The following is a 13,335-nucleotide window of genomic DNA, read 5'->3' on the forward strand; positions in this document are numbered from 1 at the left end:
GTGTTTTATAAGTTCAGTAATTTTTGGGCCTGGATAACCGATTGATTATAACTATTAAGTATATCCAGGTATTCATTTTTAATTCCAATAGCTTGATCTACCAGAATTACCCATTGCAGGTAATCAATCTCCCCTCCGATAAACTGTGTGTCAGCGGTAGTAATGATAGTAGTAGCATTCTCTAGTGCCTGTTGCTGATAATATTCCAGACTGTTAGCATACTTCTGCACCTGTTCATAGGCAGTTTGCCATTCTGTCTGTAGTTGCGATAACCTGTAATCGCTTCGTTTCTGTGCTATCTCCCATTCTACTTTTGCAGCATTTATTTTAGCCGATTGTGCTCCAAAAAACAGAGGTATGCCAATACCAGCACTGACATAGCTAAATCGTCTGTTTGTTGGGAAATAGGTATCTTGCCCATTCACAATCTGATAACCAGCTATACTCTGGTTGTTATAGCTTACTATAAGATCAGGCAGAAGTCTGGATTTTTCGGCTCGCCATCTCCACTTAGCTGCTTCTGTCTGGTGTTGTGTAAGAGATACCTGAGGCAGTTGTTCCAGAGTAACCGCTTGATTGAAAGCAAAAGAAATGCGAACACTGTCCGTTACAGGCCGATACTGAGTATTGTCACCAAGCAACAGATTAAACTGGCGCATTGCGATAGTGATATCGGAAGAGATCATCCGCAACTGATTCGCTATCTGCTGACGATGAGACTGGGCAGTTGTTTTTTCCAAAATATTGGTCTCACCCGTCTTGAATCGCAGACTGGCTTTGGACTCAAACAACAGATAAATGCTGTCAGCATAGTGCAACAGCTTTTGTTTTTCATGCAGCCAAACCAGTTCGTAAAATAGCTGTCGCACATTGGCTTTTAGGTCAAGTTCTGTTAATCTGGTTTCGGCCTGTGCTGCCAGGTAATTTTCACGTAATGATTTCTTTTGATTACTGTATACAGACGGAAAACTGATCGACTGGCTAATGCCAAACCGGGTATCATTCTGTATACTATTCATTTGCCCATAATCAGCAGATAGTTGCGTTTTGGCCAGTTCAAAAGAGCTTTTCTGGCGTATACCTTCTGCTTTTTCATTCAGACGGGCACTCTGCATCTGTAGATTGTGTTCTACTGCCAGCGTTACAGCCTGATTAATACTGATTGGAGTAGTTGGGGTAGTCTGCCCATTAGCAGCTATAGCAACCAGGAATAACGCTATAGCAGCGACTACTGTCTGATTGGGCTTTGCTTTGGATTTGCCTTCAAACATCAGATACAAGGCTGGTAATACAAATAAGGTCAGCAAAGTAGCAGTGATCAAACCACCTATCACCACAGTAGCCAATGGACGTTGTACCTCTGCACCAGCTCCATTACTCAGTGCCATAGGCAAAAAACCCAATGAAGCCACGGCTGCTGTCATCAGAACTGGCCTCAAACGGTTGCGCGTTCCCTGCATCACCAACTGTAAAGTGTCCACTATCCTGTCTTCTTTTTTGAGGCGATTAAACTCTGAGATCAATACGATGCCATTTAATACAGCCACCCCAAACAAGGCAATAAAGCCCACCCCTGCTGAGATACTGAAAGGCATACCCCGCAAAGCCAGTGCAAACACACCTCCTATAGCAGATAACGGTATGGCTGTATAAATTAAAGCCCCTTCTTTTACAGAAGAAAAAGCAAAGTAAAGCATCACAAAAATGAGTAGCAGAGCCACAGGCACGGCAATGCTCAAACGTTGTTTGGCCTGTTGCAGGTTCTCAAATGCGCCACCATACGTAATAGTATAACCGGGTTCCAGTTTCACTTTCTGATTTATTTTCCGCTGGAGTTCTTCGACAATAGATTGCACATCACGTCCTCTTACATTGAAGCCAACAGTAATTCTGCGTTTAGCATTCTCTCGCTGAATCTGATTAGGGCCTTCTACTTCATCTATAGCAGCTACCTGATACAGTGGAATCTGATTCCCACGGGTAGTAGCAATCATCAGGTTTCTCACATCTGCAATATTCCTCCGTCCTTCACTCCCTACACGCACCACCAGATCAAATCGTTTCTCGCCTTCATAGATTTGTCCGGCAGCTGCTCCAGCGAAAGCAGCATTGACAGTACGATTTATCTCTTCAATATTTAACCCATATTTGGCAATCTCTGCCCTATTGTATCGAATAACCACCTGCGGCATACCTGTTACCTTTTCAACATACCAGTCTGCTGTTCCACCTACCGTTTTGCTGATAGTACCAATCTGTTCTGCATAACGGGCAAGTGTATTAAGGTCTTCGCCAAATACTTTACAAACCACATCCTGTTTGGCTCCTGTCATCAGTTCATTGAAACGCATTTGAACCGGAAACTGAAATCCTTGTGTCACACCAGGAATAGCATTCTGCACTGCTTCCGACATTTTGGAAGCCAGTTCAGGGAAGCTGCTGGCACTTGTCCATTCAGATTTGTCTTTCAGTACAATGATCATATCTCCTCCTTCGATAGGCATAGGATCGGTAGGGATTTCGGCACTCCCCACACGTGATACAATCTTTTCTATTTCTGGAAACTTCTTCTCCAGCACCTCTCCTATCTGTTGAAAACTCTTGATAGTAGTAGACAAATTGGTTCCTACCAGAAGCCGCGTTTCTACTGCAAAATCTCCTTCTTCCAGTTGGGGAATAAACTCTCCTCCCATGTTGGAAAAGATAACTACAGCCAATGCAAATAATCCAAATGCAGACAAAACCAATGTCTTCCGAAATTGTAGTGCTTTCCCCAACAACCGTTGATACAGGTTTTCAAGTTTGTCCATTACTCTGTCAGAAATCGTTGGCTTATGAGATAGCTTTTTGCTGATGAAAAGTGAGCTAATCATCGGTACATAGGTAAGCGAAAGAATAAAAGCTCCCATAATGGCAAAAACTACTGTCTGTGCCATAGGTTTGAACATCTTTCCTTCGATCCCTTCCAATGAAAGAATAGGCAGATATACAATCAGGATAATAATCTGTCCAAATACGGCAGCATTCATCATTCGCGAAGCGGAACCTGCTACTTCCAGATTAAGTTCCTCCTGAGAAAGTGTATTGACATGCTGGTATCTTTTTGAGAAATGCAGGTGATGCAGAATAGCCTCTACGATGATTACAGCGCCATCAACAATCAATCCAAAATCCAGTGCACCCAGACTCATCAGGTTGCCACTCACGCCAAATGTATTCATCATGATAATGGCAAAGAGCATAGCCAGTGGAATCACCGAAGCTACAATCAATCCTGCCCGCAGATTACCCAGGAAGATTACCAGCACAAAAATCACAATCAACGCCCCTTCCATTAAATTATGTTCTACTGTGCCAATGGCGTTATTTACCATTTTGGTACGATCCAAAAAAGGCTCAATCACAAGTCCAGCAGGTAGTGTCTTCCGGATTTCCTCAATACGTTGTTTTACATTCTGGATTACCTCAGAGGAATTCTCTCCTTTCAGCATCATCACAATAGCACCCACTACTTCACCATTGGGATAAAAAGTTAAGGCACCATAGCGGGTAGCAGCCCCTAAACGTATAGCTGCTACATTTTTTATAAGTACAGGTGTCCCATCGGTTGTGTTTTTAACAACAATATTCTCAATATCAGCAATACTTCCGGCAAGTCCCTCACTGCGGATATACATAACTGTAGGTCCTTTTTCTATATAGGCGCCACCTGTATTCTGGTTATTCGTCTTCAGGGCATTGAATACATCAGAAATAGTCAATCCAAGTGATTTTAACTGATAGGGATTGATAGCTACCTCATATTGTTTTAGTTCACCTCCAAACGTTGAGACATCCGCAACCCCTTTTGTTCCCAGTAACTGCCGACGTACAATCCAATCCTGAATCGTACGCAGATCAGCCAATGAATACTTGTCTTCATATCCATTCTTTGGGCGAAGGACATACTGGTAGATTTCACCCAGGCCTGTAGACACAGGTGCCAGTTCGGGCTTGCGGGCGTTTTCATTGATTTCTATTTGTTGCAGGCGTTCAGTTACCTGCTGACGTGCCCAGTAAATATCTGCATCGTCCTCAAAGACCACACTAATCAGCGACAATCCAAAACGGGACAAACTACGGCTTTCTTTCAGGTGTGGTATATTACTGATGGCTTGTTCAATAGGAAATGTAATCAGTCTCTCTACATCCTGTGCACCCAATGCAGGAGCTGTAGTAATAATCTGTACCTGATTGTTGGTAATGTCAGGTACGGCATCTATAGGCAATCGGCTCACTTCATATACACCGTAGACAATCCAGAGTGCAATGAACAAGCCAACAATCAGTTTATTCTTAACTGAAAATTGAATGATCTTATCAAGCATGGTTTGATGAATAGTAAATTGCAGAAAAGCGTGTATAGCTATGCGACCTCTGCTCTGAGCTGAATGTTCCAGAACAAAATAGCCTACATAACCCAACACACGAAAATGGTTGGAGACAGAATGATTAAAGACTGAGAACAACAAAGCTGTAATCACAGTCAGTAGCCACTATCCTGAATACCAGAAAATTACCTCTATCAAAGAGTACTAAAACTGCAATTTACGCACATGGAGGCCTGAATGGGGCAGGTAGGCTGGGATCTGGATGAAACTGGGACTTGTATGCAGGTTCATCTTTGGGGAGAATTTGTATAAATGTCTGGTTATACGATATACGCACAGGAGGCATAAACAAGACCTGTTGCGAATGGGTATTGATCTTTTTAAAAGGCAATTGCATATCCCGATCATTGTCCTGATCATTCATATCTTCTCCCCAATAGTGCATAGACAGAAAATCAAACAAGCTAATGTTTTGATCCCGTTGTTTATGCTCTTCATAATGCTGGAAGAAGACAGGAAGTTTCAGAAACTGATCTAATAACGAACTATCCGTTATCAGTAAAAGGATCAATATGTGAAGACATAATTTTCTCACAAATGCAAAAATAACTTTTAATTCAGCTTAGGCAAAATATTTATATACAAACTTCCTCTTTGGCTCCTATTGCCCATATTAACAAATATATAACTCAAAATAGTTAAAACTCACACATATTTACACCCACACTCTTTACAGAATCAGATTTACAAAAAAGTAAAACAGGATGAGTAACTACTATCTAATATTCTCACAATGGCTAATTATATTAATTCTAAACAAATGGCTGACAATCAATACATAGATTTTTATCTAAAAAAATCCTATGTAGATATTACATCTGTAAGGACTTATCGAAATCTCAGGTTACTACCTAGTATAGGAACCTATTAATAGTAACAGATCACCTTTCGTATGAATCCATTTCTGCATCACTTATTATATTTTCTTAAACCAAAAGAAAAATACCAGGAACGTTCCCTGCGTGCAGTAATTGTTTATCAGTTTCTGGTTATATGTATGGGTGTGTTTTTTCTGGCAGCGAGTGTTGATTATATTCTAGGTATATACTGGTTGGGAGTGCTGAGTACAGGCTGGGTTTGCTTATTCCTCGGACTTTTGTATATGCACTATAAGGGATTCTATCATTGGATTACATCTATTGCCATTATAGCCATCAATTTCCTTATTTTTATTCATGATGCCTTTTATGGTGTTTTGGCAGGTGTTTCTTACTTCTTCTTTCCCCTTCTGTTTGCTGTATTCTCAACAATCACATTTAAAAACAAAAACTTCTTTTATTTCCATCTGCTTCTCACCATTATCTGCTGGTTTACAACGGAGATAACAGAACACTCTTTGCTTTTATATACTGGATTCTCAGTAGATACACTTCACAAAGTACATATATTCTGTATGGTGCTGGCGCTAATCGCTACATTGTGTTTTGTCTATTTCATTTTTGCCCAAATACGCCACAATGCAGTAATACAGGAACGGGAACGTCTGAAAAAAGTGGTAGACAACAATAACCAATATATTATTCTTGTTGATACCAATAGAAAAATAGAACTTTTCAATAAAAGGTTTTATGACTTTTATAGAGAAGAATACCATATAACACTGGAAGCAGGAAAAGACTACATTTCCTATATCCATCCATACAATCTGGTGGGGTTTGAAGAAGGATTTAGAAATGCGATGACAGGAACTATTTTTCAGAAGGATATTCTCTTTCAGAAAAGTACGGAAACCACGTGGATGACTGCTCACTTTGTACCTATCAGTAACAAAGACAATGAGGTAGTCAGTGTAGCCATCTCGTTACTGGATATATCAGAAAGAAAGAACTTTGAAAGAAGTTTGCAGGAAACCAACAACAAACTACAACAGGCAAATCAGGAATTAGATCAGTTTATTTACAGATCTTCTCATGATATGAGAACACCCATTGCCTCAACTATGGGATTACTGGATCTGTTGGAAGATGAAGCAGATGAAACCGAACGACAGTCATATATTGCTCTTATTCATAAAAACACCTACAAACTGGATCAATTGCTGATTGATATTGCTCAGTATGTAAAAATAAAACATCAAAAGATTGCATCTACCTCTATCCATTTTCCGGGACTCGTTCAGACTATTGTGAATGATATCAAGCAAAAAACAAAAGATGACACTATTCACTTTCAGTTAGATATCAGACAGACAGATACATTCTACAGTGATGAGGAGCGTATACGGTCAATCATTACCCATCTGGTATCGAATGCTGTTGCTTACCGGAATACATCCATTCAGTCTCAGATATCCCTTACTGTTGATGTTTCGGATAAGGTTAAAATCTTTATCAAGGATAATGGGATTGGGATTGAAGAAGAGTACCAGCACAAAATTTTTGATATGTTCTTTAAGGCATCCATACAATCTACCGGATCTGGTTTGGGGCTCTACACAGTAAAAGAAGCTGTACGAACACTTGGCGGGTTTATTCATATGCAATCTGTAGCAGGTGCAGGTACCTCCTTTATGGTTGAAATTCCCAACCAGAAGATTTTCAGACAACCCCGAAAGAAAGTAAAAAAGTCTCCCCAACAAGTATCAACTCTCTCTTATAATCAGTAACTCTATCAAAACTCACTCTATTAACTCTTCTTATTCTCACAAATACATTATCTTACTTGCTAACTGTAGTTACCGTTCAGAATATCAATAGAAAGTGATGCAACCATTCAGACACAATATGTGTCCTGATAGCATTACATAGTACTCATAATAAAGTCTTTACACTTTGTTATTTTTCATTGCCCATACAAAGTTGAGCAGCTTCAGAATTTCATAAATCATTCAGGAGTTAACATATCTTCTGTCGTTTTTCTATTTTTTAAAACAGAGGAAAATACTCTCCGAACAAAATCACATGAGAGAGTCTACTTTTTACTATGGCAAAGATCTACTGTTTTCTATTTCTGCTATTTTCTTTTACCCACTGCTTTGCCCAAAAAGAATCTTCTTTCTGGCTTAGTCAATATTATGGATTGAACTTTGGGCAGTTTCCTCCTACCACTATACCACCTGCTCCAGGAAGCTCTTATCATGTAAATCGCGCTTCTGTAGCGGATGCATCTGGTAACTTGCTTTTTTCTACAGATGGGATGAGCTATTTTGATAAAACCGGACAGGTAATGCCTAACGGACAAGGCATTTCTGTAACCTGGGGCACTACTTACCTACCTGTTATTATTGCTCCGGTTCCTGGCAGTACTACCCAGTACTATAGTTTTATGGTTCGGCAACCATTAAGTACTACACAGGCAGATTATGACACCAAGCTACGCTACTCTCTCATCGATATGAGTCTTAATAACGGCAAAGGAGATGTAGTACAAAAAGATGTAGCTATTGCAGATACGCAACATGATGGTTTTACACTAATCAAAACACCCGATGACCCCAACTATTGGCTTATTTCCCAAAGCATGTTTGGAGATACACTGAACGCCTATCGGATAAACCAGCAAGGCATTGCCAAAATACCTGTTAAAACAGAACACCTCCGAAGTTTTGGAGATGTAAACTTTGACGGAAATTTTCTAAAAGCGTCTCCTGATGGACGATTTTTAACTCTTTCTGTAGCATCAGCAATGAACTTAAATACTGAGAATAAGAATATACTCCAGGTATTACGTTTCGATAATCAAACAGGCCATTTTACTCCTTTTCGACAGCTTAGTCGCTCTGGCACTATCAATTCGAATCCATCCATTCAAACTTATTTACAAAGTACAACTGAGTTTTCTGCAGACAGTCGGTTTTTGTATGTGGTGGAGGATAGTGTGTATCTCTATATCGCTAATCAGAATTCGGTTCAGGTCACCAGCAACAAAACGCTTGTCTGTTATGATCTGGCAGCTTCTAATGCTACCTTTTTTGATCAATCACGTCAGGTACTATTCAAATTCCCGGAAGCACCTTACGACCTTTTAGCTTTTATGCAATTAACACCACAGAAGAAAATTGTTATATCAGATGTCACCGATATTGATTTTGGAATAGCGAAAGCATTCTCTGTCATACAAAATCCTAGTGCATGTACAATAGCTCAAAAAGGTTTTTCTTATCAGACAATACCGGCAGGAAACAGTATTGCAAGCATACTACCAGTATTTCCTCCCTGGTATTTTCATGAACCTTCCACTGAAGATAACTTTGCCGGACCAGATGCATTGGTATGTAATCACCAATCTCTAAAGCTAGGCACTACCCCTCGTCCTAACTATACGTATAATTGGCAACCTACTGGGTTAGTAAGCAATGCCAATACAGCCAATCCAACCTATCAACCCTCTATTCCAACTACCAGTGCGAACGATACAGTTCGGTTTTATGCAAAGATGACTGATCTGACTGGTTGTGTCTACTATGATTCGGTGCAGGTAATTGTTAAAGGAGTGAATACATGGAAGATACAGGGGAGCCGATCTGTATGCCCGGGTGTGAAAGGTGTATCCTACTGGATTGAAGATAAGTGGAAAGGAAAACAGATTACCTGGCAGGTACAAGGTGGCACGATTGTATCGGGACAGAACACAGATACCATACGTGTGGATTGGAATACATCCAACTTACAAGCTTCTGTATCAGCGATCTCTATCAATACAAATGGGTGTCAGGATAACATAAATCCGTTTCCAGTTAAGGTATTTAAATTTTTAGAAACTGAACAACCCAAAGGACGCGACACGTTATTGTGTAGTCAATGGATTGAAACGTATCGCATTCTACCTACCAATGGTTCTGTATACGACTGGCAGGTGATTAATGGACAGGTCATTGCCGGACAAGGATCGGCACAGGTTACCATTCGCTGGGAACCAACCATGCAGGCTGGCAAGGTATGGATCAATGAAAGTGTGAATACAGCTTTGGAGATTTGTTTTGGTCGTTCGGATACACTTACAGTCATAAATCCAAAAACAGTGGGCAATGAAAATGTTCACTTGTACAATGTGAGTGGCGTGTTGAACCAACCCAGTCAGTTAAAACTGCAATATGTTATTCAAAAACAGCCCTTTTATCTCCCTGAAGTGCTGATACAGACTAGAATCCTGGGGCAACTCAACTGGCAAAATGCAGGTACAACAACTACCAATAGCCAAACAACATTCATTACTAATCAACCACTGGATAGCCTGGTTTCAGAATACCGCCTGGTGGCATTTACTATCTGTGGAGACTCTGCTATATCTGAAATACACCGCAACATTCTGTTACAAGGAACAGGAATAGAAACAGGCAAGAAGATAGCACTGACCTGGAGTCCGTATACAACCTGGTCAGGAGGAATCGCCTCCTATGAGGTCCTCAGGAAACTGGATGATCAGTCTGACTTTTCAACTCTTACTACTTCTACTCAGTCTCAGGCAACTCTACCCGGTACAACAGAAGGATTCCAGTATTGTTTTTATGTGACAGGTCAGTCTACTAGTGGAGCCTATCAGTCCTTATCCAATCAACTATGTCTCACGTTTGAAAACCCACTATTTATACCTAATGTCATCACTCCGGATGGTGATGGAAAAAATGACACCTGGCATCCTGAGCCGTTAAATCTCTATTCTGCTAACCAGGTACGTATTGTGAATCAATGGGGTATTAAAGTTTTTGAAGCCAGAGACTATCAGGGTGACTGGGGCGCGGCCAATTTGCCATCTGGAGTATATTACTATGAGTTTGTAGCTACTGAACGGAAGCAGGCTTTTAAAGGCTTTTTGCAGGTATTTAAGTAAATTCTATCATCTGCCTACCAAAAAGTTGTATCCTACTCCTTTAATGGTGATTATCTGGACAGAGGTGTCTTCTTTCAGGTAATCACGCAACTTGGTAATATATACATCCAGATTACGGGAATTGAAAAAGGAATCATCGTCCCATACCCGTAACAGAATCTCTTTGCGGTTAACGGTAAAATTCTGATTTTCGGCCAGAATAGACAACAGTTCAGTTTCTCTATATGAAAGCTTCCTCAGCTTGTCGCCCAGCTTCAATTCGTATCGTTGTGGGTTAAACTCGTATCGGCCAATAGAGATGGTTTGAGAGGAAACCTGGCTTTTCCGGTAGGTTATCTGCAATAGATTTTGCATACGAACAATCAACTCTTCCATACTGAATGGCTTTTTGATGTAATCGTTTCCTCCTGCCTGAAATCCTTTCAGTAAGTCTTCCGTTTGTGTTTTGGCTGTCAGGAATAGAATAGGAATCTGGGGATTCTTTTGCCGGATGGAAGTAGCCACTTCATAGCCATCTTTGTTTGGCAACATAATATCCAGTACACAAATATCTGGTTTGTATTCTTCAAACAAACGAGATACCAGTTGACCATCTGCCACCATACAGACATCAAACGACCGGCTTTCGAGGCTTTCTTTTACGATTTTACCCAGAAACGGCTCGTCTTCTACATATAACACCTTAGTTTTCTGCATATACTTTGGGTAGATAAATGGTAAAACAACTGCCTTTGTTGGGTTCGCTTTGTACTTTTATTTGTCCGTTGTGCTTTTCAATTACCTGATTCACATAATTTAGTCCCAGGCCGTACCCCTTGGCATTGTGTACATCACCTGTAGGAACACGAAAGAACTTCTCGAAGATCTTATGTTGGAACTCCATTGCGATTCCGATACCATCATCCTGTACAGATACTTCAATCTTATCCCATAACTCCCGTAAAAGAATGGTAATAGAGGGCTGTTTACGGGTATACTTTAATGCATTGTCTATCAGATTGTATACTACATTAACCAGATGAACTGTATCACCTCTCACTGAAAATATGTTTCCTTCTCTGGTAAATACAACCTCAGCACCCAGCTTTTCATATTGCAACTGCATGGATTGTTGTACCTGTTCAATCAGTTTTTCCATATCTATGGTATCCCACTGAATATCGACTCCACTGTTTTCAAATACAGCCGTCTTCAATATCTTATCTACCATGATATTGAGTCGATTCAATTCCTGACGGGATATTTCCAGGTATTCTTTGGTTTGAGTAGGGTCTTGTAATACGTTAAAGTTTCTCAATGCCTCGATGGCAATACCTACTGTGGTAATAGGTGTTTTGAGTTCATGTGTAATATTACTGATGAAGTCATTTTTCAGCTGATTGAGGCGTTTCTGTCGTTGGAAGTTGCGGTAAATCAGAAAGAACGAGAAAGAGGTAATCAGTGTCAGAAAAACAGAAAATATCAGTTGAGGTAGACTATGGCGAAACAGATACATTCTGTATTCAGGAAAATAAGCCATGTAATTTGTTCGGCTTGGGAATCCTACAAATAATTCTGTTTGTATACCTGTGGCTTTGGTTGAAGGTCTACCAGCAGGCAATCGGAGTACCTGAAAAGGTAAGTCAATATTGGCCTTAATTAGTGACTGATGATAGGGTTTCGCAATAGCACCAACCGGAATAGAATCTATATCCAGTTTAACCAAAAAATTATAATTCCCATTTTTCTTTCGTAGTGCACCAATATTCTCTGCTATACTTCCCAATACTTTCTCTGAAGAGTCCAAACGCTGATCAGAACTGATAAAAATCTTTACCTGGGTCTTATCGGGTAATGTATCCATCACAGAACTGACGCCTCTCATACGATGATTTTGAATCAATACCCTTTCCGATCTGTGTTCAAATTCCAAAGAAGGCTGTCCTGCTGGTACCAGAGACGGGCTGACACGGTGAACAATCGTATCTGCTTTAATGAGCTTCATATTTTTTCGAACCACAGAATCCTGAAGATCCATCATCGTAGTGCGGAAAAGAGTATTTGCGTCCTTGTATAGGATTTCGTATTGCTCGTTATAGACTTTCTGCAGCCAGATAATCTGAAACAGCAGCAACAGCCCAAGACTACTGCTCATCAGCAAGATGGAAAGATATGACCGTTTGGAATGTTTCATACTAGGACAAATGTACATGCTAATCATCAATATAAGGATTTCCTTTAACCTTAATTAACATTGTTTTCAGGTTCGTTAACCATACTTGTACTACAAGCACAATAGCTTTGTCCAAACAAAACAAGTCCACTATGAAAAAGCTATTTCTTCTGATTACTCTTGGGATCACTCTAACCAGCTTTGGGCAGAACCAGGAGGGTGTTATTACCTATGCCGTCACTGTTAAAATCATGCTTCCTCCAGGACAGGCACCTGCCAATATGCCACCACCACCGGTATTTAAAAATCAGCTTCTGTTTACAGGTCAGGAATCACTTTACAAAACCCTTGAGGAAGATAATGAAGAGGAAGAAGAAAACAATGGAGGCATGAGAATCAAGATTAATCGTCCTATAGTAGAGGTATATACCAATCAAAAAAGCCATCAGAAGGTTACCCAACGAGAATTTCTGGGCAAACAATATCTTATCTCAGATACTCTTAAGAACATACCCTGGCAACTAAGCGATCAGACCAAACAAATCCAGGGTATCCCCTGCAAAAAAGCTACCTATTACAATGCTGAACGAAAACGCAATCTCACAGCCTGGTATGCAGAAAATATTTATCTGTCATCAGGTCCGGATGGATATTCAGGCTTACCAGGTCTGATTCTGGAACTGGATTCCAACAATGGCGAAATGCTTGCTACTGCAACTAAAATAGAATTACGAAAACTCACAAAAGATGAACTCGTGAAAGCACCTGTCAAAGGAAAGCCAATCACAGAAAATGAATTCCGCAAGATGCAGGACGACCGTATGCGGGAAATGGAACAACAGGGTGGCAACGTCCGTATTTTCCGGAATTAACAAACCTCTTACCTATAAATTAGTATAGAGCAGCGGACTTCGCTGCTTTTTTGTTTGTAAGCCTATAGTATACCATGCTATTTTATAGGTCAAAAATCAGCATTGTACATAG

General features: G+C 40.3%; 7 protein-coding genes. 3 read left to right on the top strand and 4 right to left on the bottom strand.

What is annotated here, in order from left to right; all coding sequences use genetic code 11:
- Positions 1-5: 5 nt before the first annotated feature.
- Entirely contained in the window at positions 6-4,511 is a 4,506-nt protein-coding gene (locus QNI15_RS21800) for a CusA/CzcA family heavy metal efflux RND transporter (protein WP_314033486.1), read from the bottom strand.
- A gap of 76 nt (positions 4,512-4,587) precedes the next feature.
- On the bottom strand, positions 4,588-4,965 hold the full coding sequence (locus QNI15_RS21805) for a hypothetical protein (RefSeq protein WP_314001067.1): 378 nt from the start codon (positions 4,963-4,965) through the stop codon (positions 4,588-4,590).
- 357 nt (positions 4,966-5,322) lie between these two features.
- On the opposite strand from QNI15_RS21805, the gene QNI15_RS21810 reads away from it, so the two are divergent.
- Together QNI15_RS21810 and QNI15_RS21815 are read left to right on the top strand one after the other, a co-directional pair.
- Positions 5,323-7,035, top strand: coding sequence for a PAS domain-containing sensor histidine kinase (locus tag QNI15_RS21810; RefSeq protein WP_314033488.1), 1,713 nt, complete (start codon positions 5,323-5,325; stop codon positions 7,033-7,035).
- A gap of 317 nt (positions 7,036-7,352) precedes the next feature.
- Positions 7,353-10,199 (top strand): T9SS type B sorting domain-containing protein, encoded by a 2,847-nt coding sequence (locus tag QNI15_RS21815; RefSeq protein ID WP_314033490.1) that lies wholly within the window; start codon positions 7,353-7,355, stop codon positions 10,197-10,199.
- A 6-nt stretch (positions 10,200-10,205) separates the two neighbouring features.
- Here the strand turns inward: QNI15_RS21815 and QNI15_RS21820 are convergent, their stop codons facing one another.
- On the bottom strand, positions 10,206-10,895 hold the full coding sequence (locus QNI15_RS21820) for a response regulator transcription factor (RefSeq protein ID WP_314001073.1): 690 nt from the start codon (positions 10,893-10,895) through the stop codon (positions 10,206-10,208).
- Complete coding sequence (locus QNI15_RS21825) at positions 10,882-12,372, bottom strand: sensor histidine kinase (RefSeq protein WP_314001075.1); 1,491 nt, start codon at positions 12,370-12,372, stop codon at positions 10,882-10,884. The genes QNI15_RS21820 and QNI15_RS21825 overlap by 14 nt, the downstream gene beginning before the upstream one ends.
- A 131-nt stretch (positions 12,373-12,503) precedes the next feature.
- On the opposite strand from QNI15_RS21825, the gene QNI15_RS21830 reads away from it, so the two are divergent.
- On the top strand, positions 12,504-13,223 hold the full coding sequence (locus QNI15_RS21830) for a GLPGLI family protein (protein ID WP_314033492.1): 720 nt from the start codon (positions 12,504-12,506) through the stop codon (positions 13,221-13,223).
- The last annotated feature ends 112 nt before the right edge of the window (positions 13,224-13,335 follow it).

The sequence above is a fragment of the Xanthocytophaga flava genome, assembly GCF_030068545.1.
GTDB classification, from domain to species: domain Bacteria; phylum Bacteroidota; class Bacteroidia; order Cytophagales; family 172606-1; genus Xanthocytophaga; species Xanthocytophaga flava.

Coding starts and splice junctions, on each gene's coding strand:
- QNI15_RS21830 (WP_314033492.1), top strand. CDS start 12,504: ATGAAAAAGCTATTTCTTCTGATTACTCTTGGGATCACTCTAACCAGC.
- QNI15_RS21820 (WP_314001073.1), bottom strand. CDS start 10,895: ATGCAGAAAACTAAGGTGTTATATGTAGAAGACGAGCCGTTTCTGGGT.
- QNI15_RS21810 (WP_314033488.1), top strand. CDS start 5,323: ATGAATCCATTTCTGCATCACTTATTATATTTTCTTAAACCAAAAGAA.
- QNI15_RS21815 (WP_314033490.1), top strand. CDS start 7,353: ATGGCAAAGATCTACTGTTTTCTATTTCTGCTATTTTCTTTTACCCAC.
- QNI15_RS21825 (WP_314001075.1), bottom strand. CDS start 12,372: ATGAAACATTCCAAACGGTCATATCTTTCCATCTTGCTGATGAGCAGT.